General features: G+C 59.1%; 19 protein-coding genes. 10 read left to right on the top strand and 9 right to left on the bottom strand.

Translation table 11 applies throughout. The features are described from left to right. The first annotated feature begins 17 nt into the window (after window positions 1-17). The 4 genes from JZY08_RS01750 (at window position 18) to JZY08_RS01735 (ending at window position 4,616) form a co-directional block, all read left to right on the top strand. Window positions 18-755, top strand: coding sequence for a 16S rRNA (uracil(1498)-N(3))-methyltransferase (locus JZY08_RS01750; RefSeq protein ID WP_216330771.1), 738 nt, complete (start codon window positions 18-20; stop codon window positions 753-755). Between the two features lie 173 nt (window positions 756-928). After that, window positions 929-2,302 (top strand): glutamate--cysteine ligase, encoded by a 1,374-nt coding sequence (locus tag JZY08_RS01745; protein ID WP_216330769.1) that lies wholly within the window; start codon window positions 929-931, stop codon window positions 2,300-2,302. A 491-nt stretch (window positions 2,303-2,793) separates the two neighbouring features. Further along, a complete protein-coding gene (locus tag JZY08_RS27730; protein WP_216330767.1) occupies window positions 2,794-3,600 on the top strand; it encodes a hypothetical protein in 807 nt (268 codons plus the stop codon). A 332-nt stretch (window positions 3,601-3,932) separates the two neighbouring features. Then, entirely contained in the window at window positions 3,933-4,616 is a 684-nt protein-coding gene (locus JZY08_RS01735) for a transglutaminase-like cysteine peptidase (RefSeq protein WP_253204037.1), read from the top strand. A 165-nt stretch (window positions 4,617-4,781) separates the two neighbouring features. On the opposite strand, the gene JZY08_RS01730 is transcribed toward JZY08_RS01735, so the two are convergent. Further along, complete coding sequence (locus JZY08_RS01730) at window positions 4,782-5,075, bottom strand: DUF1127 domain-containing protein (RefSeq protein WP_035241650.1); 294 nt, start codon at window positions 5,073-5,075, stop codon at window positions 4,782-4,784. Window positions 5,076-5,278: 203 nt separating this feature from the next. Between JZY08_RS01730 and JZY08_RS01725 the strand changes: the two genes are divergently transcribed. After that, window positions 5,279-6,229 (top strand): LysR substrate-binding domain-containing protein, encoded by a 951-nt coding sequence (locus JZY08_RS01725; RefSeq protein ID WP_003494010.1) that lies wholly within the window; start codon window positions 5,279-5,281, stop codon window positions 6,227-6,229. 183 nt (window positions 6,230-6,412) lie between these two features. Here JZY08_RS01725 and JZY08_RS01720 read toward each other — a convergent pair whose 3' ends face one another. Continuing rightward, window positions 6,413-8,851 (bottom strand): DUF1217 domain-containing protein, encoded by a 2,439-nt coding sequence (locus JZY08_RS01720; protein WP_216330766.1) that lies wholly within the window; start codon window positions 8,849-8,851, stop codon window positions 6,413-6,415. 369 nt (window positions 8,852-9,220) lie between these two features. On the opposite strand from JZY08_RS01720, the gene JZY08_RS01715 reads away from it, so the two are divergent. After that, entirely contained in the window at window positions 9,221-9,787 is a 567-nt protein-coding gene (locus JZY08_RS01715) for a DUF6101 family protein (RefSeq protein ID WP_003494008.1), read from the top strand. Window positions 9,788-9,865: 78 nt separating this feature from the next. On the opposite strand, the gene ubiA is transcribed toward JZY08_RS01715, so the two are convergent. From ubiA to JZY08_RS01695, 4 genes are all read right to left on the bottom strand, one after another. Further along, on the bottom strand, window positions 9,866-10,819 hold the full coding sequence (ubiA, locus tag JZY08_RS01710; RefSeq protein WP_216330765.1) for a 4-hydroxybenzoate octaprenyltransferase: 954 nt from the start codon (window positions 10,817-10,819) through the stop codon (window positions 9,866-9,868). A 268-nt stretch (window positions 10,820-11,087) separates the two neighbouring features. Next, complete coding sequence (locus JZY08_RS01705; protein ID WP_035242009.1) at window positions 11,088-11,888, bottom strand: MipA/OmpV family protein; 801 nt, start codon at window positions 11,886-11,888, stop codon at window positions 11,088-11,090. 303 nt (window positions 11,889-12,191) lie between these two features. Further along, window positions 12,192-13,448, bottom strand: a complete 1,257-nt coding sequence (locus tag JZY08_RS01700; RefSeq protein WP_216330764.1) for a cyclopropane-fatty-acyl-phospholipid synthase family protein — start codon at window positions 13,446-13,448, stop codon at window positions 12,192-12,194. Window positions 13,449-13,616: 168 nt separating this feature from the next. Next, window positions 13,617-15,941 carry a Tex family protein gene (locus JZY08_RS01695; protein WP_216330763.1) on the bottom strand — a complete coding sequence of 775 codons (2,325 nt, stop codon included), beginning with the start codon at window positions 15,939-15,941 and terminating at the stop codon, window positions 13,617-13,619. Window positions 15,942-16,142: 201 nt separating this feature from the next. Here JZY08_RS01695 and purD point away from each other — a divergent pair, with 201 nt between their 5' ends. From purD to JZY08_RS01675, 4 genes are all read left to right on the top strand, one after another. Then, a complete protein-coding gene (gene purD / locus JZY08_RS01690) occupies window positions 16,143-17,414 on the top strand; it encodes a phosphoribosylamine--glycine ligase (protein WP_216330762.1) in 1,272 nt (423 codons plus the stop codon). A gap of 159 nt (window positions 17,415-17,573) precedes the next feature. Next, a complete protein-coding gene (locus JZY08_RS01685; protein ID WP_216330761.1) occupies window positions 17,574-18,086 on the top strand; it encodes a plant virulence effector HPE1-like domain-containing protein in 513 nt (170 codons plus the stop codon). 333 nt (window positions 18,087-18,419) lie between these two features. Further along, window positions 18,420-20,243, top strand: coding sequence for a methyl-accepting chemotaxis protein (locus JZY08_RS01680; RefSeq protein ID WP_216330760.1), 1,824 nt, complete (start codon window positions 18,420-18,422; stop codon window positions 20,241-20,243). Between the two features lie 279 nt (window positions 20,244-20,522). Further along, window positions 20,523-21,032 carry a hypothetical protein gene (locus tag JZY08_RS01675; protein WP_216330759.1) on the top strand — a complete coding sequence of 170 codons (510 nt, stop codon included), beginning with the start codon at window positions 20,523-20,525 and terminating at the stop codon, window positions 21,030-21,032. Between the two features lie 150 nt (window positions 21,033-21,182). Here the strand turns inward: JZY08_RS01675 and JZY08_RS01670 are convergent, their stop codons facing one another. The 3 genes from JZY08_RS01670 to JZY08_RS01660 form a co-directional block, all read right to left on the bottom strand. Beyond that, window positions 21,183-21,680 (bottom strand): DUF523 domain-containing protein, encoded by a 498-nt coding sequence (locus JZY08_RS01670; protein WP_216330757.1) that lies wholly within the window; start codon window positions 21,678-21,680, stop codon window positions 21,183-21,185. Between the two features lie 231 nt (window positions 21,681-21,911). After that, window positions 21,912-24,065 carry a glycine--tRNA ligase subunit beta gene (gene glyS, locus JZY08_RS01665; protein ID WP_216330755.1) on the bottom strand — a complete coding sequence of 718 codons (2,154 nt, stop codon included), beginning with the start codon at window positions 24,063-24,065 and terminating at the stop codon, window positions 21,912-21,914. A gap of 221 nt (window positions 24,066-24,286) precedes the next feature. Further along, complete coding sequence (locus JZY08_RS01660) at window positions 24,287-26,224, bottom strand: DUF2207 domain-containing protein (protein ID WP_216330753.1); 1,938 nt, start codon at window positions 26,222-26,224, stop codon at window positions 24,287-24,289. Window positions 26,225-26,384: the final 160 nt, after the last annotated feature.

The following is a 26,384-nucleotide window of genomic DNA, read 5'->3' as shown; positions in this document are numbered from 1 at the left end:
TGAAACCGAAAAGTCCCATGCGCGCAAATTTCCGGATGCAACGCCTGTTCGTCGAAACCCCGCTTGAAGTGGGGGTGACACAGGAAGCGACGACCGAACAGTTCAACTATCTCGCCAATGTGCTGCGCATGAGCGACGGCGCGGAAATCCTGCTGTTCAACGGCCGAGACGGCGAATGGAAGGCCAGGCTCTCCTTCCCGAGCCGCAAGAAGATCACCCTCATTCCCGTAGAGCAGACGCGGCCGCAACCGCCGGCAGCGGATCTGCACTATCTGTTTGCGCCACTGAAAGTCGGGCGGATGGATTATCTGGTGCAGAAAGCGGTCGAGATGGGCGCCGGTCTCTTGCAGCCGGTGATGACGCAGCATGTGCAGGGCAAGATCCACAATACCGAAAAGCTGCGCGCCAACGCCATCGAGGCCGCCGAGCAATGCGGCATCCTTTCCCTGCCCGATGTCGCCGAGCCGGTGAAACTGAAGGATATGCTCGAGACCTGGCCCCATGACCGGCGCATCATCTATTGCGACGAGGGCGATGCGGGGCAAAATCCGTTGCCCGTTCTGCAATCAGTCAGGGAACGCAAGCTCGCCCTGCTGGTCGGTCCGGAAGGCGGGTTTTCCGAAGAGGAAAGGGAGCTCCTGCGCAGCCTCGCCTTCGTCACCCCCATCCCGCTCGGCCCGCGTATTCTGAGGGCCGATACGGCCGCCGTTGCGGCACTTGCGGTCATTCAGGCATCGATCGGCGACTGGAACTGACCTCTTTGGCGCATGTCTTTATCGCAAAACCGCTGCACAGTTTTGCGCTACATGCGCTGGACCATTGCGCTTCATGCATCTTTAAAAGAAATTCATTTGCCTCCGGATGCGATCCGGCTCTATCTGCCAAACATATGCCTCGCCGCAACAGAGACGTCATAACAAGGTAAGCCATGGCACGCGACACGACCGACCAGACCCCCCTCTCCTCCGTCACGGAGCTTACAGATTATCTGGCGGGCGGTTGCAAAGCTGAAACCGATTTCCGCATCGGCACCGAACACGAAAAATTCGCGTTTTTCCGAGATGGCAACCGGCCGGTTCCCTATTTCGGCGAAGCCAGCATTTCCGCCCTTCTGAAGGGCATGCAGGCAAAGCTCGGCTGGGAGCCGATCATGGATGGCGAAAACATCATCGGGCTTGGTGAGCAGCACGGCATGGGCGCCATCTCCATCGAGCCCGGCGGCCAGTTCGAACTATCAGGCGCGCCGCTTGAGAACCTGCATCAGACCTGCAAGGAATCCAACCAGCATCTCGCGACGCTGCGCGAAGTGGCCGAGCCGATGGGCATCCGTTTTCTCGGCATCGGCGGCAGCCCGCTGTGGAGCTATGACGAAACGCCGCATATGCCGAAATCGCGCTATGCGATCATGACGCGTTATATGCCGAAGGTTGGGACCAAGGGTCTCGACATGATGTACCGCACCTGTACGATCCAGGTTAATCTCGACTTCTCCTCGGAAGCGGATATGCGCCAGAAGATGCGCGTTTCCATGAAGCTGCAGTCGCTGGCAACCGCGCTGTTCGCCTCCTCGCCCTTTACCGAGGGAAAGCCGAACGGCCTTCTGTCCTGGCGCGGCGATATCTGGCGCGACACCGACAATAACCGCTCCGGCGTGCTTCCCTTCACATTCAATGATGATTTCGGCTTCAAGGACTACGTCGAATGGGCGCTTGATGTGCCGATGTATTTCATCGTGCGCGACGGCAAATATCATGATTGTACGCATGTCACCTTCCGCCAGTTCATGAACGGCGCGCTGAAGGGCGAAATCGCCGCATGGGAACCGACCATGGGTGACTGGACGAACCATCTCTCCACATTGTTTCCGGATGTGCGCCTCAAGCGTTTTCTGGAAATGCGCGGTGCGGATGGCGGTCCGTGGCGGCGCATCTGCGCCCTGCCCGCCTTCTGGGTCGGCCTTCTTTATGATCAGGAAGCGCTTGATGCCGCCGATGCATTGACGGCCGGCTGGAGTTTCGACGAGGTGATCGCGCTCCGCGATGCCGTGCCGGCCAGGGGGCTCGGCGCGGAGATTGCCGGCAAGCCGCTTCTCGGCCTTGCCCGCGAGGTGCTCGACATTTCCCGCACCGGTCTCAAAAACCGCAACCGGCTGAATGGCGACGGCCAGGACGAGACAGTGTTCCTGTCATCGCTGGACGAGGTGCTTGCCAAGAAGACAACGCTCGCCGACGACCTGCTCTCGCTCTATAACGGCCGCTGGGGTGGATCGGTGCTGCCGGTGTTCGAGGAATATCAGTACTAGGGCCGAGCCCCCAGCGCCCACCAGGGTGTAAACGCTGCGATTTGACATTGCCGCGACATCGGTCCCGAGCTTGTCATCTCGGCTGGCAACACCTGCCAGTCCGTGAGGCGGCCGGCATAGGTTCAATGATATTTCTACGTTTGCGTCCCGGGATCGCGTGGGTGAGCGCTTGCGTGATGGATTGTTTGGGGATGACCCGCATATCACAGGGCCCATGAGAAGGGTGTGCAAGGCTGATTGGTCTGAAGCAGAGATACGGGGACTTCCATTCCTCACCATCCAGTGCGATTTTGCCGCCATCGTCAAAGCCACCCTCGCTCGACGGACTGAATGTAATTTATAATCAAAGGGTTGTTTAAGTTTCGCCTCCTCGGCCCCTGAGGAAAACACCGGCCATAAAATATGAAAACTGGCGGCCTTCCGACCGCCAGTGTGTGATTGGGTCTCGGCAATCAGACCTGCTAATTACCGTTATTATTTTCGTGATTGTGATGACCATCGTGATCGCCACCGCGGCCATGGTCGCCACCGCCGTCGTGATCGCCACCGCGGCCATGATCGCCACCGCCGTCGTGATCGCCACCGCGGCCATGATCGCCACCGCCATCATGATCGCCTCCGCGGCCATGATCGCCACCGCCATCATGGTTGCCACCACCGCCATGGTCGCCGCCACCGCCATGGTCACCACCACCGCCATGGTCGCCGCCACCGCCATGATCGCCACCGCCGCCGTGGTCGCCACCGCCGCCGTGGTCACCACCACCGCCATGGTCACCACCGCCGCCATGGTCACCACCACCGCCATGATCGCCACCGCCGCCGTGGTCACCACCACCGCCATGATCGCCACCGCCGCCGTGGTCACCGCCACCGCCATGGTGACCGCCGCCACCGCCGTGGTCACCGCCACCGCCATGGTGACCGCCGCCACCGTGGTCGCCACCGCCACCGTGGTCACCGCCGCCACCGCCGGGGTTGTTACCTCCGCCGCCACCGCCGGGATCACTCGGTCCGTTGCTGCTGCCAGGATTAGACGGCCCGCTGCCTGGATTGCTCGCTCCTACAACATTGTTGTCGCCGTGGTCGTTTTCATCAACGCCGGGAATGGAAGCAGTCGCCCTACAGAGCGCAGCCTCAAGAGTTCCGGGCCTTACGAATTCACATCGCTGCAAACGCGTCTGCGCGGTTCCCAGTGTCGTACTGGACAGCAAGATTGCAATACACGAGAACACAGTTGTTACCTTACTGCGCATGGGTTTTCCTCCCTTATCGGCAGTTATAACTGCATTCTCTAATTTATATTAATGCAACCACATTCGCAACATACTGAAATATACTAACTATTTTGCATTAATACTTCAGATGTAATCAATTCAAGCTATAAGAAAAATCACATTTATCGAAAGTACTATTACACTTAAGATTTTCTAAGCTTGAAAATATTATTATTCAGATCGCCGAGTTCATCTCCAGCTGCCCCCGGAATATTTTGCTGGCTAAGCGTTCTTTTCCGATTTGGCACACATCCCAACAGGCGATGTTAATTTTTTTTTGAAATTTTGGGCTAATCATGCAATGAGGTGAGCTTTAGCGCGTTTTGGATGTGTTTTTTTAGTTCGAGCATGGCGTGGGATCTGGTGATCTTCAGTCAATGTTTAACTTCTGTGAGATCGGGCGGCATGAAGCCAGCATCACGATCATCAGCTACCTCGAAGGAACTGATATAATCATGAAGATTTATGTTCTTGCATTCGCTCTGCTGGGCGCGATGACGCTTGGCACAAAGGTTTCTGCCAGCGAACTTTCTGCCACTCGCTCAATTGCCGCGCCGGTCGGCTTTTCCTCCGCCTGTCAGCGTTACAGCTGGCTATGTTCCTCCAAGGGGGGCGCGAAAATGGGTGATGATCAGACGCGCGAACTGCTTTCTGAGGTCAACCGCAAGGTCAACAGCTCCATCAGGCCAGTGGAAGATACCGTCGTTTATGGTCGCAGCAACTACTGGGCCTTGCCGAAAGACGGGCGCGGCGATTGCGAGGATTATGCCATCGCGAAGACCAAGGCTTTGCTGGACGCCGGTCTGCCCTCCAATAAAATGTCCATTTCCGTCGTGCTGGATCGCAGCGGCAACAATCACGCCGTGCTGCTGGTTCGCCTGTCTGACGGGGAGTATGTTCTCGATAATCTGAGTGGCTCGATCAAGCCGTGGGACCGCACCGGTTATACTTTTCTTGCACGCCAGAAATACGCCAACAAATCCGCTTGGGAAGTCGTTCTGGCTGGTCCTCGCGCCGGACAGTTCAGAGAAATGTGAGCCACGGTGGCCACCCAGGCTACACGCAGGTAAAAAAAGCCCGATGCGGCCGAGGGGCCGGACACCGGGCAAAGGCAGGGCTATTGGCAAATCACCCTGCGGGGAAAACCTGTCCGTCAGAAATAATTCCGGCAGCTGGAGGTCTGCTGGAATTGTGTAGACGGTCTAGAGCGTTTCGAACCGCTTGACGGCACGAAGCCGTGCGGCGCGACTCAGATGGGTGGTCGGATCCTCGAGCAGGCCGGTATTGAGCGCGCTCGTCACATCCGATCGCGCCAGCCCGACATCGGCGAGCAGGCGGTCGTCGAGCTCCATGAGATCATTGGCGACGATACGATTGTAAATGCGCTGCACAAACGTTTTCACGGTGGAAGCAACGACAATGACCACGCGGCGCAGGGTATCGCCCTGCCGGCCGGTTGCAAGTTCCAGTTCCATTCTCCGTTCTGCCGTGCGCATGACACATACCCTTTCGTAACGGCACGATGCGGCACCGCCCCGGCGCACCATGCGCTAGAAGCTGCCTTGGGTTGGGGGCCTGACGCGATGTCCGCCCCGGGGTTGAGATTGATTTGCTGGATGTCAAAATGTCGCAAGACTATTGATCAGTCCAACGAATGTTTCTAATGTAAGACATCAATCATTCTGATGGATGACCATCCATGTCCGCACCTCTCGACATAGACCAGCTGCACACCTTCATCGCCATCGTCGATACGGGTAGTTTTACCAAGGCCGCAGACCGCGTTTTCAAGACGCAATCCGCCGTTTCCATGCAGATGCGGCGGCTTGAAGAGCGCATCGGTAAACAGCTTTTCGCCAAGGACGGACGTGGCAACCGCCTGACGGCGGAGGGCGAAAAACTGATGAATTACGCCCGCCGCATCATTCGCCTCAACAACGAGGCGATCGCCGCCTTTGACGACAACAGGCTCGAGGGCACGTTGCGCATCGGCACGCCTGACGACTATGCCGACCGTTACATGCCGGAGATAATCGGGCGTTTTGCCAAAACCCACCCAAATGTCGAGCTTTACATCGTCTGCGAACCATCGGTGGGGCTTGCCGAAAAAATGGCGCGGGGCGAACTGGATATCGCGCTCGTCACCCATAATCCCCGCGCCCGCTCCTCGGATGTCGTGCGCACAGAGCCGCTCTGCTGGGTCGCCTCCGCCAACCATCCGCTGAAGGACGATGCGCCCGTGCCGTTGGCGGTCGGGCGACGCGATTGTCACTGGCGCCAGCTTGCCTGCTCGGCGCTTGATGCCGACGGCCGGGATTATCAGGTTCTGTTCACAAGCTGGTCTTCCACCGTGGTCGCCGCCGCCGTGCTGGCGGGCATGGCTGTCTCCGTACTGCCGGAATCGGCGCTGCGCACCGGCATGAAGGTTCTGACCGCCGCGGACGGCTTCCCGCCCCTGCCACCGGTGCAGATCGGCCTGATGAAACGGCCCGGCCTGTCGCCCTCGCTGGTGAACGCCATCACCGACCACATCACCGCCTGCCTCGACAATATCTCACCGATGAGCGTGACCGACGAGCTGGACAATGATGTGAAGACCTACCCGAAGATGCCACGCCTGCGCGCCGGGCATATGCTGCCGGGCTGGTAGGCGGATGCGTTAGCCGGAGCAGGTTTCGGCTAATGACTAAAGATACACTAAACTCGGCATCATCCTCGGGCTTGACCCGAGGATCCATTCTCTCCACGGCTTGTGGATCCTCGGGCCCTGCCCGAGGATGACGGCATGGAAACCTCAGCGATTTATATCGCGGAACATCCCCGGTTTCCCCGCCTACCGCGCGCGCAGTGACGCAACCGCCAGCAGCGTGTCGCCGCTGATGCCGACCGACCCGCTGCCATTGAACAGCATCATGATCGGATCCGTGGTGTTCTGGGAGTTATCATACATGATGGTGAAACGGGCGATCAGCTTCTTGACCTTTTCCGGGTCTTGAAAATCCTTGATGTCGAAATATTTTTTCATCATCGTCACCTGCGTATCAACCCCGGCATTGCCGAGCTCGTCAGGAATACCGAAAGTGGTCTTGATGAAATTCTGGATCGCGGTGTCGGCCAGAATGGAATAATAGGATGTCGTTCCCGCCGCCATGCGCTGGAAATAAAGCGCCAGTCGCACACCGGCATTTTCTTCGCCTGCCTGCGTCTCCAGCGTCTGCGTCAGATAGTTGTCGAGCGTCTCGTAAAGACCGCGCCGCGTCTGGATCAAACTCCGGTCCTCGCGCAGGATATTGCCGTCCGTATCAAAGTTGAACGCGGTGACGAGGCGGCGGAAGACCGGGTCCATCTCCTTGTTGAGGTAGCTTCCGCTGTCGTCGAGCTTGGAACTGAAAATCTTTTCCAGCTGTTCTTTCGTCACGCTCTCGGGATCGATGCCGAGTGATTCCATCGCGAATTTCGTCAGGCGATCATTGGCCAGGAACTCCTTGAGCGTCTTGATCTTCTGCATCTCGTCCGTGAAGTATTCCGCTTCCTTCTTGGCCGCTTCCTTGTCCTTTTCCGTGCCGAAAGCCGATTTTTTCTTGATGTAGTCGGCCGACATGGTCTGCATCTCGATTTCCGACTGCGCAAGAACCGGAGAGCCCACGGCGCCGTCGGACGAGAAGTTGAACAGCTCCGCCAGCTTGACGTATCGCTCGTCTTTCAGCGTATAGACGTAGCTTTTCTTGTCCTGAAGGTCGCTGGTGAGGACCTTGCGAATATCGGCGGCGTTTACCTTGGCAGGATCGAGACCAACCGCCTTCAGCGCATAATTATAGACGGCGCTGCTCTCGAGGAAATCCTTCACGGAGGTGACACTTTTGATGTCGCTCTTGAACAGTTGGATCGCCTTTTCGTCGGCGGCATCATCCTTGTCGTTGTAATGGATCATATAGCCGCTGGTGGTGGCTGCCGTCTGTGTCGTTGTCTGGGGTGTCGTGCCGGCGGCGAGCGTTCCATCCGCCTGAAAATTGAACGCATTTCGCATGGCGAGGTAGCGCTTGTCGTTCTTGCCGAAGGTCGCGATGTAATTGTTCGGATCGTTCAGATCGCTTTTCAGGATGTTCTCGATCGTCGCCTTTACAACCGTCACATCATTCAGGTCGAAGGCGACCTTGAGGTAATTGAGAAGCCGCGTATCGGACGTCAGTTCAGTTACGGTCTTGATCGAGCCGATCTTCGATTCGAAATAATCCCTGTTCAGGGTGGCGACGGTCGGCGTGACGCGCGGCGCGCTGCTGATATAGGCATCCGTCATTATCTTGACATTGTCGGCCTTCTGGGCGCCGCCGGCCTCCACTGTGCCGTCGCTCTTGAATTCGAAGGCGGCGGCAATGTATGACATGGTATTATATTGCGTGACGGTATTCGACAGCTTCGTCTGCTCCGCCTTGATCGCGGCGAGCTTTGTTTCCCACTCGGCCTTTGGCGGCAGCACGGCTTCAAGCTGTGTCAACTGATCCTGCCGGGTGACCTTTTCCGCCTCGAGTTTTGTGCGCTCCTCGTCGCTCAAACCAGTCCCGGCAAGCGCGGTGTCAATCGCCGTAATCCGGCTAGTAACCTGGGCATGCATTTCGATATTGCCCTTCATCGCCAGTTTTTCGACGGCATCATTATAGGCAGCGCCGTATTTCTGGTTGATGTAGCTATCGGGATCGGAAACATCACTCGTCATCAAACCCTTGATATGGGCGTAAGAATAGGTCTTCTCATCGACGCCGAAGACCTGAAAAATATAGGCGCGGGTGCGGTCGTTGCGCAGCAGCTGGTCCACATTGGTCACCGTGCCGATGATCGCCTTGTAATAGCGCGTCTCTTCCGCAAGGCTGTCATTCATGTCGGTGATCGACGTGCCGTAGAGCCCGATCATCTTGTCGAGCTGGGCTTCCGTCTGCACTGTCTTCGTCGACGAGGTGAAATTGAAGGCGGCGGCGAACTCGCGATAACGCTCGTCGGTCAGCTTGTTGGCGAAGCTGTTCTGGTCGTTCAGGTCGCTATCCAGCACCTTTTTCATGAAGGCCTTGGCATAAGTCATCTCGCCGAGACCGAAGGCATCCATGGCGTAGGAATAGAGCTGGTAGTTATTGAGGAATTCGTCGACGCTTTTCACATCGCCGATGTTCTCCTTGTAATATTTCGTCTGCCGCTCGATCATTCCCTGCTGCGACACGCGCGAAATGCTTGCCTTCATATCACGGTTGATGAGGTCGTAGCTGAGATAAGTCGATACCATCCGAATGCCCCCCTGGAGCGCCGCGCATCCCCTGGGACGCCGAAAGCTCCGGTTTTTAAATCCATACATCGCGCCTCCATCCGGAGGCACGGCAAGCCTTGGCGGGACTATGCATGAAGCGCCTTGCCCGGAGCTTGAAAGAGCACAGTTTCGGTCGCGATAAAAATCGCATTGTCCCAATCTGCTTTACCTAAGCGAAACCATGCCACAGTGGGTTTTGCTAACCATTTGGGAATGCAAAGTTTTCTTAACCGCGATTTTTAAGCTGTCTCGAAGATACGGCGGATATTCTCCCTGACATCAGAGGACGAAAAGTCCCGATGAGAAGACCGGAAACCGGCTCTCAGGTAAAACAAGGGTAGAATAAACATGACCAAGACCGTTCTGAAGCCCGACTGGGCCGTCGCCACACTCAGACTCGACCCGGCACGTTTTCCGCAACAGGTCACCTACGGCAAAGGCAACGGCGCGACCGACATCGCCGTGACGCTCGACGAACGGGGCGCCGTTCTGCGAAAGGTCCTTTCCTCTTCCGGCCTGCCTTTGTCCTTCGCTTTGCCAGCCCGCGCCTTCAAGGGCGTTGCCGCCCGCGCCATCGACCATGGTGACGGACAGGTAACGGTGACGCTGGAGCTGCACCATGATGATCCGGATCTGTGTGTTCCGCTTCTGGTCGCCCATGATCTCTGCGATATCGCCGCCGACTGGCGCAGCTGGTCCGAGGCCTACCGCATTCCCATGCTGATGGTGGAAGCCGATGGCGTCGCCCGCCCGCTGGAAGAACATCTCGGCAAGGTGCGCACGAAGAATAGCCGCCCGCGCCGCCGCCATTCCTATTTCGCGGATCGCCGCCCACGCTTCCTCGTTCGCCGCTCCACCGGTTCTCTCGGCATGAGCATGAAGATCGAGGGCAAGGAAATCATCGCCCGCAGCTGATAATCTTCAGCAGAAACAAACAAAAGCCCGGCGCGCACCATGCGGCCGGGCTTTTTTGTATCCTGCGTTGCCGCAGCCTCACGCCAAGAGAAGCGGCAGAATGAGGCCCGCGAAAATCAGCACGCCGACACGGTTGTTGGATTTGAACAGCACGAGGCATTGCGCCACGTCATCGATATCGAGCACCCATACCTGCCGGAACAGCATGATGGCGGCAGCAGCAAGGCCGCTATAGGCGATGACGTTAACACTTGCCCCCCAGAAGGACAGGGCGATCATGACAAGGGCTGTGCCATAAAGAAAAACCAGCCAGCGATGTGTATTCTCTCCAAACAGCAATGCGGTCGAACCGATGCCGACCGCAGTGTCGTCTTCCTTGTCCTGATGGGCGTAGATTGTATCATAACCGATCGTCCAGGCGATGGAGCCGACATAAAGCAGGACAGCCGGCCAGGCGATCGATCCGAACTGCCCGGCCCACCCCATCAGTGCACCCCAGGAAAAGGCAAGGCCGAGGAAAAATTGCGGCCAGTTGGTGAAGCGCTTGGCGAAAGGATAAATCGCCACGAAGATCAGCGAGAATATGCCGGTGGCAATCGCAAAACCGTTGAACTGCAGAAGCACCACCAGACCGGCAAGCGCCTGTAGCACGATAAACACCTTTGCCTGCAACCGGGTCACGCGGCCGGACGGCAGGGGACGGGATCGGGTGCGCGCCACGGCCATGTCGATCTTGTGGTCGGCGAGATCATTATAGGTGCAGCCTGCGCCGCGCATCGCCACCGATCCGATGAAAAACAACGCCAGATGCCAGATGAGCGTGCCCCAGGAAAAGCCACCAGTGGCCGCGGCGGCATTGGCCGCAAGTGCCGCGGACCAGAAACAGGGCCACATCAGCAATTGCCAGCCGATGGGGCGATCCCACCGGGCCAGCTGCGCATAGGGCCAGAGGGGCCTCGGCAAAATCCGATAGACCCAGTTATTGGATGGCGCGTCCGAAACGCGGTCTGACAAATCGCTGTGGTGAACCATGCGGATGTTCTACAACATCGGCGGGCAAATCGGAACGGTTTTCAAAGTGCAAAGATGTGCGGTTTTTGGCGGATTGCAACACGCCACCGGCAAAGCGCCTTACCTCTCCACCGTCACCCTCGGGCTTGACCCGAGGATCCGCAACCCGTTGAAATCAATGGATCCTCGGGTCAAGCCCGAGGATAACGTCGAACGCGGATTAGCTGAAACATCAAGGCCCGCAACGGTTTCCTGCGGGCCATCAACCTCAGACATTCGGTTTATTGTCTCAGGGAAGCGAGAAATTGAATTTGTAGCTTGCCTGAACACCGATGATGAACTGGTTCTTCGAACCACGCTCGCGCACCAGCGAGCTGTCGGCGGCATCGCCCGTCAGGCGGCGATATTCCGCAAACGAGCCGACTTCGGCGTTTTCCGTGACTTTCCAGGTGATGGCTGCGCCGACACCCGCGGAATGCAGGCCACCGCCGGGGCTATAGGGCGATGGTGCGCCGGCGGCCGTCTGTGCGGCGCTTACGCCGTAATAACGCTCGTTATATTTGCTGCTTACCCATGTGGCGCGCGGGCCGGCGGAAATCTGGATGCCGGGGGCGATATCGGTGAAGGCATCAACGGCGACATCGCCGACAACGCCGCTATGGCTGCGGATGCCCTGACGAACTTCACCGCGAACACGCAGCCAGTCGGTCGGATAGGCCTCGGCGAAACCGCCAAGTTCGCCGCCGCGCTTGATGCGCGTCATGCCCTTCAGATCGGAGGAATCACCGTCATCACGCGGGGATACCAGCTTGCCGGCCAGACCCATGCTGATCGGGCCATTGTCCAGAAGCGAGATCGAGGCGCTGTCATTGCGCGAGGTGAAACGTGCGCCCTGCCCCTGACGGCCGAGTGAAATGATGGGCGAAAAGCCGAATTCGTTCTTGTTGTCACCCTGATATTTCGGCGCGGTGAAACCGGCGCCGCCGAGCTTCAGATACCAGTCGCCGGAAAACCAGCCCTCGGCATGGGCATTGCCGACGGCAAAAAGCGATAAGACACAAGCGGCAACCGCCGCTGACGGCTTGAACATGAAAGAACCCCAGAAACGCAATACAGACAGGTGCCCGTAGAATTAGAGGGATTGTCTTTCCATTCCATTAACCAGCGTGAGAAGAAATGCGGCGACAACGTCCATCTTCACTCCGGCGCTGAGACACTGCCGTCCAGTTTAAATCAGGATGTTAATCGGAGCGCGAAAACCTCTCGTTTCCGTCATTCCGGCCTTGAGCCGGAATCCAGCCGACGCGCGTCTGCGCGGCGAGAAGAGTCTTTTCAGCCCAATGACTTGGGCTGGCTGGATACCGGCTCAAGGCCGGTATGACGGAGGAATGCCTCAGAACGCCACCTTCTCCAACGGCGGCCGTGTCTTTTCGAACTCCAGGAGCCTCTCCTCGTTGCGGGCGATGTAGTCGCGATTATGCGGAACGGCATCGCGGTCCTTGGCGAGCTGGATCTGGAAAATATGGAAGTTTTCGTGGGTAAAGGCCATTTCCGACCCCGCCAGATAGAACTCCCACATGCGGAAGAAACGCTCATCGTAAAGTGCGATCGCTTCGGCCTTGCGTGCCACGAAACGTTCACGCCAGTGCCTGAGCGTATGGGCATAGTGCATGGGCAGGATTTCGATATCCTTCACCAGCAGCCCGGACTTCTGGATCGCCGGCAGAACCTCGGCAAGCGAGGGTATATAGCCACCGGGGAAAATATATTTTTCGATGAAGGGATTGGTCGCCAGTGCCGGATAGGGCTGACCGATGGAGTGGAGCACCATCACACCCTTGTCATCCAGCACCTCCGCCACCTTGTCGAAATAATCGCGATAATGGGTGGGCCCGACATGTTCGAACATGCCGACCGAGACGATGCGGTCGAATTTCCTTGAGGCCGGCAGGTAACGGTAATCCTGCAATTCGAAACGGACATTGCCGGCAAGCCCGCGTTTTGCCGCCCGATCGCGGGAAACGCGCAACTGCTCTTCGCTAAGCGTGATGCCGGTCACATCGGCACCCGCACTTTCGGCGATATACATCGCCATGCCGCCCCAGCCGGAGCCGATCTCCAGCACGCTCTGGCCCGGCTCAGTCATCAGCTTGGCAGCGATGTGACGTTTCTTGGCGACCTGCGCTTGATAGAGGCTGATACCCGGCGGATTGAAATAGGCGCAGGAATATTGCCAGTCCTCATCGAGGAAGAGGTCGAACAGCTTGGCGCTCAAATCGTAGTGGTGGGCGACGTTGCTCTTGTTGTGATTGACCGGCAGATGCATCCTGATGCGGGCGGCGATGATGCGCGCCATGCCGCGCCAGATCATGCCGAAAGACAGCGCCTCGCTCAGCGTGTTGCTTTTGACGAGTGCCAGAAAGTCGTAGATATCGCCCTCGACGACCTTCATACGGCCTTCCATATAAATCTCGGCGAGTTTGAGTGCAGGATCGGCAGCGATCTCCTGCATGGCGGCTTCGTCTGTGAAATTCAGAACCACCTTTTTTCCCGTGCCGTCGCCAAATATGCGGCTACCACCCGGGCTGTTGACGGTGAGATCACCGACCTTGATTATCTTTTCGAGAAGAACATGCAGAGACGACGCCATGGCACCCCCAATTGCTAAGTCTCACTTATCAATTTTGCTGACCGTATTCCTTTCGGCACAAGTTTCAAGATAGTCTTATTTCAAAAAAATTGAACGATTTCATCAAGCAAAAAGCCCCACCGCGTGTCACGATGAGGCTTTTTGGTAAAAAAACATTTCAACCCAGGGTCAGCGCCGCTTCATCGCTTCAGCCAGAGCAGCGGCAAGCGCACCACCTGTTTGCGACCCTTCGTTGCGATCTTTCGGTTTGGATGTCGCGTGCCGCATGGCGCCAGCATTGCCCTTTTCGCGCATTGACTGGGGCGCGGCCTCCCCGCCGTCCTTGCGCATGGTGAGGCCGATTCGCTTGCGCTTCACGTCCACCTCCACAACCCGCACCTTGACGACATCGCCCGCCTTGACCACCTCATGCGCATCTTTCACGAAACGGTCGGCCAGCTGCGACACATGCACGAGCCCGTCCTGATGCACGCCGATATCCACGAAAGCACCAAAGGCGGCGACGTTGGTGACTGTACCTTCCAGCAGCATGCCCGGTTTCAGATCGGTGATCTCGTCCACGCCATCGGCAAATGTCGCCGTCTTGAAGCTCGGGCGCGGGTCGCGGCCGGGCTTTTCCAGTTCGGCGATGATGTCCTTGACGGTCGGCAGACCGAACTGCTCGTCGATGAACCGTTTCGGGTCCAGCGCCTTCAGCGTGGCGCTGTCGCCCATCAGCGTGCGCAGGTCGCGGCCGCAGGCGGCGACGATCTTTTTCGCCACGCCGTAGGCTTCCGGGTGGACCGAGGAAGAATCCAGCGGCTCCTTGCCGTTCGGGATGCGCAGGAAGCCCGCGCATTGCTCGAAGGTGCGCTGGCCGAGGCGCGGCACCTTCAGCAAATCCTTGCGGCTGGCAAAGGGGCCGGTCTGGTCACGATGCGCAACGATGGCATCGGCAATCGAGGTGCCGAGGCCGGAAACCCGCGCCAGCAGCGGCGAAGACGCCGTATTGAGATCGACACCCACGGCATTCACCGCATCTTCCACGACAGCATCGAGCGAGCGGCTGAGACGGCCCTGATCGACATCGTGCTGATATTGCCCGACGCCGATGGATTTCGGCTCGATCTTCACCAGTTCCGCCAGCGGATCCTGGAGGCGCCGCGCGATGGACACCGCCCCGCGCAGGGACACGTCGAGATTGGGGAACTCCGCTGCCGCCCGTTCCGACGCGGAATAGACCGATGCGCCAGCTTCCGAAACGATGACCTTGGTGGGCTTTGCGCCGGAAGCCGAAGCGGGCATCTGCGCCAGAAGGTCCGCGACAAGCTTTTCCGTCTCGCGGCTACCCGTGCCGTTGCCGATGGCGATGAGTTCGACATTGTGCTTGCGGATGAGCAAGGCGAGTTCCGCCTGCGCACCGCGCACATCGTTCCTCGGCTGGAAAGGATAAACGGTTGTGGTATCCAGGAGCTTGCCGGTGCCATCCACCACGGCCACCTTGACGCCGGTGCGGATGCCCGGATCGAGCCCCATGGTGGCGCGGGAGCCCGCCGGTGCGGCCAACAGCAGATCCTTGAGATTGCGGGCGAAAACATTGATCGCCTCTTCTTCCGCACGCTCGCGCAATTCGCGCATGAGATCGAGCGACAGCGACATGGAGAGCTTCACCCGCCAGGTCCAGCCCGCCACCTCCATCAGCCATTGATCGGCGGGGCCGGCATTGCGGATATCGAAGGCGGCCGCGATGGTGCGCTGCGCGGGCTTGACCGGCGAGGGATCATCCGCATCGACATCGATGGTCAATGTCAGCACTTCCTCGTTCCAGCCGCGCAGCATGGCCAGCGCCCGGTGGCCCGGCACCGTTGACCAGCGCTCGAAATGATCGAAATAGTCGGAGAATTTCTCACCCGCCGCCTGCTTGCCGTCCACCACCTTGGCGCGGAAGGTGGCGTTCTGGCGCATGTAATCGCGCAGGCGTCCGAGAAGATCGGCGTTTTCCGTCATCGTCTCGGCCACGATGTCGCGCGCGCCTTCAAGCGCCGCCTTAACATCGGCGACTTCGCCCTTGACATAGGCTTCTGCAAGTTTTGCCGGATCGGCGGTGCGGTTTTCCCAGATGGCTTCGGCCAGCGGGCCGAGACCGCGCTCGCGGGCGATTTCCGCGCGGGTGCGGCGCTTCGGTTTGTAGGGCAGATAGAGGTCTTCCAGCTCCGCCTTGGTGCCCGCCTGCATGATCGTGACCATCAGGGCGTCCGTCATCTTGCCCTGACCGTTGATGGTATCGACGATGGAGGCGCGGCGCGCATTGAGTTCGCGCAGATAAACGAGGCGTTCCGCCAGCGTTCGGAGCTGGGTGTCATCGAGGCCGCCGGTCACTTCCTTGCGGTAGCGGGCGATGAAGGGCACGGTCGCTCCCTCGTCCAGCAATGCCACCGCCGCCTTTACCTGATCGGCGCGGGCGTTGATTTCGGAGGCGATGAGCGTGGCGAGGCGGGCATTATCTGCGGTCATGAGGTTCTCTGATGTCACATCTGGAGCGGCGAACATAATGTCTGATTGTGGCGTGACAACAAGAGGCGACAACGATTCCACAGGAAAGGCTGCGTTCAAGGGAAAGACGGGCATTTACGGCGCTTTCTCCTTGACCTTTCGCCCCCCTGCCCTTAACGCCGCTCAAACAAGGTTACTGGCGAATTTGCAGGGGTATTGACCATGAAAGTTCTGTTGATCGGTTCCGGCGGACGCGAACATGCGCTGGCATGGAAAATCGCCCAGTCTCCCCTGCTTGAAGAGTTTTACGCCGCACCCGGCAATCCCGGCATCGCCGACCACGCGACACTCGTTTCGCTTGACGTGGAAGACCACGCCGCCGTCATCGCCTTTACCAAGGAAAAATCGATCGATTTCGTCATCATCGGACCGGAGGCGCCGCTGGTTGCGGGTCTGGCGGATGATCTGCGTGCAGCTGGTATCGCCACCTTCGGCCCTTCGAAGGCAGCCGCCCAGCTTGAGGGTTCCAAGGGGTTCACCAAGGATCTCTGCGCCCGCTACGATATTCCGACCGGCGCTTACCAGCGTTTCAAGGCGGCCGAGCCAGCCAGACAGTATGTCCATGAACAGGGTGCCCCCATCGTCATCAAGGCGGACGGTCTTGCCGCCGGCAAGGGCGTGACCGTTGCGATGACCGAGGCCGAAGCGCTTGCCGCCATCGACGACTGTTTCGACGGCGCTTTCGGCGCGGCCGGAGCGGAAGTGGTGGTGGAAGCCTTTCTCGATGGCGAGGAAGCCAGCTTCTTCTGCCTTTCGGATGGCAAAACGGCGTTGGCGCTCGCCACCGCGCAGGACCACAAGCGTGTGGGCGATGGAGACACCGGCCCGAACACCGGTGGCATGGGCGCCTATTCCCCCGCCCCTGTCATGACGCCGGCCATGGTGGAACGCACCATGAAGGAGATCATCGAACCGACGATTTCAGGCATGGCCAAGGACGGCAATCCCTTTTCCGGCGTGTTTTTCGCCGGCCTGATGATCACCGCGAAAGGCCCCGAGCTGATCGAATACAATGTGCGTTTCGGCGATCCTGAATGCCAGGTGCTGATGATGCGCCTGAAAAGCGATCTGCTGCCGATCCTCTATGCCACCGCCACCGGCACGCTGGACAAGGTGGAAGCGGAATGGCGCGACGATGCAGCGCTGACTGTCGTTCTCGCCTCGAAGGGTTATCCCGGCGCCTATGACAAGAACACACCGATTGCCCATATTCCCGATGCCAGCGAAGAGGCAAAGGTGTTCCATGCAGGGACGGCGCTGAAGGACGGCAAGCTGGTGGCGACGGGCGGACGCGTGCTGAACGTCACCGCCTTCGGAAAGAACGTGACCGAAGCGCAGGCGCGCGCCTACGCTCTCACCGACAAGGTAGAATGGGAAAACGGCTTCTGCCGACGCGATATCGGCTGGCAGGCCGTGGCCCGTGAAAAGGCCTGAGGTCTGAAGCAGACAGAGTAGTCGGCGGGAATATTTCGTTCAATTTTTACCAAGTTTGCTGACCTGATGGAAAGGAAAGATTGGTAATACTTGCCCCAACATTGAATGGTGCATTGTGCCTCTAACAAGAGGCAGCACTGTTATTTCGGGGGTTTTTCGATGCGTCGTCTTCTTCTCACAGCGATTGTGGCGCTGGCCAGCGGCTCGGCGATGGCGTCTTCCGTCGAATATATCAATGGCGTGCATGTCGCCAATGGCAGTTTCGTGCGTCTGGATTGCGGTGGTTGCCAGCCCCTGAAGGGCAAGACCGTGGCGCAGGGTTACGCCATTCCCTCCATCGAGCCCGGCACGCAGCATATGGAAATGCGCGAAATCGATGGCAAACGCACGCTGGTGCGTACCGAAGCCTGGCTGGGCGGTGCTCCCGTCACCTTCGTCAGCACCAACCCCGCATGGATGCCTGGCGAGAGCCCGGACGCCGCAATCGCGACCTATGAGGATGCCGAACCCGCCGCGCATCCTGCCGAAACGGCATCGACACCCGCCGGCATCGACGTGACGACGACCACCGCGGCCGTCAAGGAAATTTCGGTAGATAGCGCGCAAGCACCTGCAAACGCGGCAGTCATTGCTGCACCCACATTCCCGGATTTTCAATTGCGCGGTAATTGACGGGCGGGCGGCAACGGCACTTTTTCATGACAAATATCAAATAATCGCGTCATCGCTGCATTCGTCACAATTCACGGCAACCATTCGGGGAATAATAAATTCTTCGACCGCTATTCTGCCGATCGAGCTGATAAAGCTCTGTCTAATTAAATATTTATTCAAATTTTTGGCCGCTAAGTGATTTCATAGTGCGATGCAGCACGACATCAGGCCTGTGGCGGACGCTCGCTTTTCAGGCTGTTCCCCGCGCATCAGGCGCCATTCCCATTTCCGAAACTTCGGCAGCGCGCGGCTTTTTTTAAGGCGCGCGAAGCCAAACGCTTGTGAGCGCCCATGAAGAACCTTTCCATTTCCCGTCAGTTGATCGTTCTCGTCGTGGCCCTGATGGCCGCCTTCTCCGTTGCGACGTTTTACCAGCTGAAATCCGCCACCGACGCGATCTATGAGGAACGCTACGGCATGTTGCGGACGCAGGTGCAATCAGCCATTTCCATTCTGCAATCCTTCCACGACAAGGAAAAGGCCGGGACGCTTTCGCGGGACGAAGCCATGAAGCAGGCCTATGCCACCGTGAGCGCCATGCGGTTCACCCCTGATGGCTATCTGTTCGGCTACGATTACGACGTGACGATGAAGTTCCATCCCGATGCCAAACGTGTTGGTGAGAACTTCAAGGGCAAGCCGGACAGCAAGGGCTTTGCCTATCGTGACGAGCTCGTGCGGCTTGGCCGCAATGGCGGCGGCCAGACGGATTTCTACGGTCCGAAGCCCGGCATGGAAGGCAATGATTACGCCAAGAGCTCCTATGCCCTTGCCTTCGATCCCTGGCAGGTGGTGGTCGTGACCGGCGTCTACATCGACGATCTGAATGCGCAGGTGCGCGGCGAGGTGATGAAGGCGCTGTCGATCGGCGCTGCCATCTTCGTGCTCGCACTGGCGGCCGCCTTCTACGTCATCCGTGGCATTTCGAAACCGCTTGGCGATATTCACCGCGCGCTCGGCGAAGTCGCCAATGAAAATGTCTCGCTCACCATTCCCCATACCGGCCTGACCAACGAAGTGGGCATGATGGCAAAGGCCACCGCCTCGCTTCAGGACAAGGTGCGCGAGCGCCACGCCATGCAGCGCCGCGAGGAAGAACAGCAGCAGCAGCTGAATGCCGAGCGTCAGAACAACCTCGACATGCAGCGCGACGAGGCCGAATTGCAGGCGCGTGTGGTCGCCACCATCGGCGAGTCTCTCGAAAAGCTGGCAGCTGGCGATCTGACGGTGCGTTGCGGCGACCTCGGTAGCCGTTACGCCGCGCTGCGTGATAATTTCAACGAAGCGCTAACGCATCTCGATGCCGCCATGGCCAAGGTGAATTCCAAGAGCATCGACATTGGCGGCTCCAAGGAGGAAATCCGCAAGGCCTCGAACGAGCTTTCGCAGCGCACCGAACAGCAGGCCGCCAATCTGGAAGAAACCTCCGCCGCACTCGATGAATTGACGGTTGCGGTGCGCCAGACGGCGGAAGGGGCTGCGGACGCCGCCAAGCGCGTCACCACCGTCAGTTCGGAAACGACACGCAGCGACCGGGTGGTGGAAGAAGCGATTGCGGCGATGAGCGGCATCGAACAATCCTCCGATCAGATTTCTAACATCATTGGCGTGATCGACGACATCGCCTTCCAGACCAACCTTCTGGCGCTGAATGCCGGTGTGGAAGCCGCGCGCGCCGGTGAAGCCGGCAAGGGCTTTGCCGTGGTGGCACAGGAAGTGCGCGAACTGGCGCAGAAATCCGCCGCCGCCGCCAAGGAGATCAAGGACCAGATCGCCCGTTCTTCCGCTCAGGTGGAAAACGGCGTGCGCCTCGTCGGCGAGGCCGGCGATGCACTGAAACGCATCTCGGACCAGATCAAATCCGCCAACGAAATTGTCAGCAAGATCGCCCATTCTGCGGCCGAGCAGGACACGACGCTGCGCTCGATCTCCTCGTCGCTGAACCAGCTCGACGTCGCCACCCAGCACAATGCCGCCATGGCGGAAGAGACCACGGCTTCGGCGGAAGCGCTGGCCGTGGATACCGAAGAGCTGCTGAACCTCATCCGCAGCTTCCGTGTCTCCTCCGGCCATCAGCTTCATGGCATGGCGCGAGAGATGCGCATGGCGGGGTGACGCGATCCAGAATCCGATCAGCGAAATGCCATTCAAAACGCCGGCTGCAAAGCCGGCGCTTTGCTTTTCCGGCACGCAGAAAATGCGGATCGCATAAATATAAATATATCTTCAGAATTTCTTTGAAATACTCTTGCAATTTGGCAGCAATTCAAGATTGTGCAAATTAAAATTATTGCAGATTTAGGTATATTTATGAAATATTCTATTATTAAATACTCAATTATTGCGGCCTGCGCCATAATTCTTTCCGCCTGCCAGACAGGAAAGCCGATTGCGATGAGCGTTGTGGCGACGCCGACCGCCAAGAGCATCGCCAATGGCGATGTTCTGGGGCCGCAGCGCGCCGCAGGGCAGGATGTTCCGCAGCTTCAGGGTCAGGAAGTCGTGACTGTGCGAACCTATGAACACCGCCGGGACCCGGATGCGGTGAGCTCAACCCGAACGGAACTGGAGGGCATTGCCTGCTCGCTGGAAAGCGACGGCTATCGCGCCGCCGTCAAGACGCCGGCTCAGGTCACCGTTCCGGACTATGGTTATGCATCACGCCCGATCCGCATTCAGTGCAATGCCCCGGGCTTCAAGACGGGCGTCGCCACCGTGCAGCCTTACTCAAAGACCTCGGCGAGCCGGATAGGCGCTGCGAGGGGCGCCGGCCTTGCGGCCGTTCTTATCGTTGCCGTTGTGGACTCCGCAACGGACCCGAAAAAGCATGACTATGGTTATGAATTCGCCAATGTGACGATGAACAGAACCAATTGCGCAAGCACCAAGGCCGGTTGCCGCTGATGCCTGAATGACGGTTGTGACGTCATTTCGACCGTTCAAGGCATCAGAAAAATTGTGATGCGCGTCGTATCATAGAATGAAGCGGGTTTCGGAAGAAACCCGCTTCAAACTCTTCCGCGTGCCGCTTTGGAACCGAGGCGAACATGCCAATCATTGACCAATCTCCAGGACCAAGTCCTTGATCCGGGAGGGTGCGTAGACGGCAATACCTTCCCGCTGCAACAGGGCGGCGGTGACACCATTGCCAGCGTGTTTGACACCGGAAAACGAGCCGTCATAGATCGCGACCGAGCCGCAGGACGGGCTGCCGTCTATCAGCAGCGCGTATGTGCAACCATGCGTCTGCGCCAGGGCCAGCGCCTTTTCCGCGCCGGCGATAAATTCCGCCGTGACATCGCCGCCGGTCACTTCCAGCACGCGGGCGCGGCCTTCCAGCACATCGAGGCCGGAGGCGCCATTCTCGATTTCCGCCGGCGGTCGCGGAACGGGCATGCCGCCGGCCATTTCCGGACAGATTGTCACCAGCCTGCCCTCCTGCCGCCAGCGGTCTATCGCCGGGTGGGAGAAGGGTTTACCCTTGCCGTCATATCTGACGGGCTGGCCGAGGAGGCAGGCGCTGATGAGGATTTTCGGGGGCGCGTGGGTCATTGGGAAATCATCCTGCGGGGGTCGCGGTCGTAGCTTACCCCCCTCTGTCCTGCCGGACATCTCCCCCTCAAGGGGGGAGATCGAATCGCAGCAACATGTCGATCATCTTCGACGTTGCAAATTTTGCGGGGAGCGACCGTCTTGCCGATCTCCCCCCTTGAGGGGGAGATGTCCGGCAGGACAGAGGGGGGTGAACCGCGCACGCTACCGTCGCAGCTACCCCGCAACTCTTCACCCGGTAATCTTCGAAAAATCCGCAACCGTTCCCGTAGCTTCGCGGATGGCCTTCAACAGCGCCAGACGGTTTGCGCGGATGGCCCCGTCCTCGTCGTTCACAAGCACATCCTCGAAGAACTTGTCGACAGGCGCGCGCAGCGTCGAAAGCGCCTGCATGGCGGAGCGGAAATCTTCCGCTTCGACCGCCTTTGCGGCATCGGCGGAAGCCATCTTGATCGCCGCATAAAGCGCCTTTTCGGCATCAAGCTTCAGCAGCTCTTCCGAAACACCATCAGCGACCACGGTGCCCTTCTTTTCCTCGGCGGCCAGAAGCTGTGTGGCGCGTTTGGTGCCAGCCAGAAGGTTCTTGCCATCCTCACCGGTGATGAAGGCGGTGAGCGCCTCAACACGGCGGGCGATCATCAGCAGATCATCGGAATCCGGTGTGAGAACAGCCTCAATCAGATCGTAACGGGCGCCGAGGTCGCGAAGGTAGACCTTCAGGCGATCATGGAAGAAGGAGAGAAGATCCGGGTCTTTCACGACGCTCAAAAGCGGCAGACGTACGTTTTTCTCAAGCAGAATACGCACCACGCCCAGCGCCGCGCGGCGCAGCGCGAAGGGGTCCTTCGAACCCGTCGGCTTTTCATCAATCGCCCAGAAGCCGACGAGGGTGTCGAGCTTGTCTGCCAGAGCAACCGTGATGGCCACCTTGTCTGCCGGCAGGCGGTCTGAGGGGCCCTGCGGCTTGTAGTGATCTTCGATGGCCGCCGCGACGCTTTCGTTCTCGCCCTGCAACGCCGCATATTTGCGGCCCATCAGGCCCTGAAGCTCGGGGAATTCGCCGACGGCTTCGGTGCGCAGGTCGGCTTTCGCCAGCACCACGGCGCGATCCACCAGAGCAGCATCGGCACCAACGACGTGGGCCAGAGCCTTGGCCAGTTCGCGGATACGCGCCACGCGCTCTCCCTGCGTGCCGAGCTTGGCATGGAAGGTCACGTTCAGCGCATCGAGCTTGGCCATGCGCTGGTCGAGCGGCTTTTTGAGATCGAGGCCGAATTTTGCAGCCGAACCTTTGAGCGTTTCCAGATCTGGCAGATCGCCCTGGTCGCGGTTCCAGAAATGGCGGGCATCCGACAGGCGGGCGCGAACGACCTTGCCGTTGCCGTGGATGATTTCCTTGCCGCCGTCGCTTGCCTCGATGTTCGAGATCAGGATGAAGCGGTTGGAAAGACCCTCTTCCGCGCCCTGATTGCGGGTGACGAAACACTTCTGGTTGGTCTTGATGGTGAGACGGATGATTTCCGCCGGAATCTGCAGATAATCTTCCTCGAAGGTGCCCATCAGCACCTGCGGCCATTCGACGAGGCCGGAGACTTCTTCAAGCAAGCCTTCGTCTTCCACCAGTTCAAGGCCGTTGGCGAAAGCGAGGTCCTTGGCATCGTGCAGGATGATATCCTTGCGGCGGTCGGCATCGAGAATGACCTTCGCCTTTTCAAGGCTCGATACGTAATCCTCGAAACGGCGCACCGTTATCGGGCCGGGCGCATGGAACCGGTGGCCATAGGTGACGTTGCCGGCGACAATGCCGTCGATCACGAAAGGAATGACCTGCGTTTCGTCATGTTCGGGGCCGAACAGGCAGACGATGGATTGCAGCGGGCGCACCCAGCGCAGGCTCTCCGATCCCTTGCCTTCAATGCCGGCATAGCTCGAACCCTTCGGCATGGAGGCCGGGCCGGAGCGCATGGATTTCGGCCAGGGGAAGGAGCGGATGATGCCGGGCATCACCTCGGCGATGATCTCTTCCGCCGGACGGCCGGGCTTGTTGACGATGGCGATATAGAAATCGCCCTTCTTCGGATCGGAAACGACTTCCGCCTGCGAAATATCGCTCAGGCCCGCACCGCGCAGAAAGCCCTCAATGGCCTTTTCATTGGCATCGGTGCGCGGACCCTTCTTTTCTTCGCGCACATCGGCAGAACGGGCGTTGAGGCCGCGAATATCCAGCGTCAGGCGGCGCGGCGTCCAATATTCGCGCGCACCCTCATAGGTCAGTCCTCTCTCCACAAGCGCGTCGGTGACGAGTTTCTTCAGATCGCCCGCCGCCTTGCGCTGCATGCGGGCGGGGATTTCCTCGGAGCGAAGTTCAAGCAGAAGATCGGGCATGTCAGTACTCCTTCGCCCACTTGCCATTTTCCGTTCTGCCCGTCCTCACGCCTTCGGCACTGCGGGCGGACGGGCGGGCGGGGATTTCCTCGGAGCGGAGTTCAAGCAGAAGATCAGGCATGGGATCAGGACTTTATCTGTTGTCGGGCGATTGCGGTCGGCTTAGCAAGCAACGCGGCAAAAGTCACCAAGGCAATCGGTTAAATTACGGCTGGCGGGCGTTACCAGCCGCCACCACCACCGCCGCCGCCGCCGGAGCCGGAAAAACCGCCGCCGCCACCGCCTGAAAAACTGGAACCGGAGGAGCTGACGGGCTGGGGAATGGTGGAGGCGATGGTGCTCGCCATGGAGGTCGAGAACCCGCCGATCCTGTCTCCGAAGCTGCCGTAATTGCTGCCCAAATACCAGCCCGGCGCATAACTTGCCGCGGCGGCACCGGCAGCGGCGGTCGCAAGCCACGTTTCGAAGGTGCGGCTCCACGGTTTTTCGACGCCGAGCGCGACGGCATAGGGCAACAATGTCTCGAAATGCTGCGGCGACATGGCGGGTGCATCCACCATGTTCATCCGGTCTTTTTCCGCCAGCGTCAGATAGGTTCTGAGACCTTCGATGCCATCCATCAGCTTGCGGCCGAGCGGCGTCGGCGCCCCCATCAGGAACAGAAAAAGCGCGTTGGTGAGCACGATGCCGCCAATGGCGGCCAGCGCCAGCGACTTGGTGTCATGCGTCACATCCAGCAGTATTTGCGTTGCGATGCCGCCGATGGCTGAGAAAGCCACGAAACCGGCAAAGGCCAGCATGACGATGCCGCCGATCCGTTTGCGCAGCGGCGCACCACGCGAAAACTGCCGGCCAATGCCGATCGACAGGATGCTGAAGAAGAAGGCGAAAAAGCCGAAGACGAGGACGGCGGCGATAGCGCTTTCATCGAGGTCGCCGAAGACCAGCGTCGCGACGATGATGGCGATGCTGAGGAAGATGCCGAAAACGGTGAAACCGGCATTGCTTCGGTAATATTTGCCGCGATGTTCCTTCTCGATCGCCGCGCGAAACTGCTTGCCCACCTTTTCGACTTCCGCTCCATGGGCCTTGTCGATGGTGAGCGTCTTGCCAGGGCCGCCGATGGAGGAAAGCAGCGTCTTCTGGCCGGTCGGCAGATCGGCGGCGGTTGTCTTCTCCGTGCGGCGGATGACGATGGAATTCTTCAGATCTTCCAGAACGACATAGCCTTTGACCGCGAGATCAAGTGCTGAGGCGGATAGTGCCGTCCAGCCCGCGCCAGAAAAACCGCGGTTATCGACATAATTGACCAAAGCCGGAGAAAGCCCCTCCGGCGCATCCCAGCGCGGCACGACCACGCCCTTCGCCGGATCACGGCCCACCGCGAACCACGCCCGCAGGTAATAAAGCAGCACGGCGAAAAGCCCGCCGCCCGAAAGCAGGATGGCGAGATTATCCCGCAGCCACCAGCCCGCCTCCTGCGAAGTGTCAGGAGCGGCGATGGCGCCCTTCGGCAGCTTCACGGCAATCGTCATGCCCTCCCCCACCGTAAATGGGCGGGTGGAGGCGAAGAACACCTCGTTGCCTTCGCTGAGGACGCGGGCGTCCTTGCCTTTTGCACCGAGTGGTCCGGTGAAGATGTTAGTATCTGTCGCCTTAACGCCATCAGGCAAAACCACGGTGGCGGAAATCTCGCCCATGGGGAATTGCCAGCCATTGCCGGTGACATTCCAGGTCAGCTCGTCATAATCGCTGAAATAACGGATCTGCCGGGCGGTGGTGTAGGTGATCTGGAAGATATGCTCACCGGTCGGCAGAAAACGCTCGGCGCTGCCGGTATAGATGCGGATGCCGCCATCGATATTCTCGGTGCGCCAGTTTTCCGGCGCGCCATCGCGCTCCACCGAAACGACGTTGAAATCCACCTTGGTACGGCGGTTATTCGCATCCAGCGCATAAAGCGGAAAATCGCGAAAGATGCCGCGTTTGATATTCTGCCCTTCGGCGCGGGCGGTGATGGTTTCCGTCACCGTCAGCTTACCATCCGCCGCCACCTCGATGACGGAATGGTATGAGCGGATGAATTCCTCCGCGAAGGCCGGGAAGGCCGCGCCCAGGAAGACGAACAACGCTAGAAGTCTTGCGGCGATGGTCTTCACGGGCGGTTATCCTTAAGGGAATGGAGCGTTTCCGGTTTCAAGTGATGATGCGCAGCACGGTCATTCCGTCATACCGGGCTAGACCCGGTATCCAGCAGCCGCGCGTCTGCGCGGCTTGAAGAGTCTCGCGCGATCAAGGACTTGATCGCGCTGGATTCCG

Source organism: Rhizobium sp. X9 (assembly GCF_018873185.1).
Classification (GTDB): domain Bacteria; phylum Pseudomonadota; class Alphaproteobacteria; order Rhizobiales; family Rhizobiaceae; genus Agrobacterium; species Agrobacterium oryzihabitans.
This window is presented reverse-complemented; position numbering and strand designations above follow the sequence as displayed.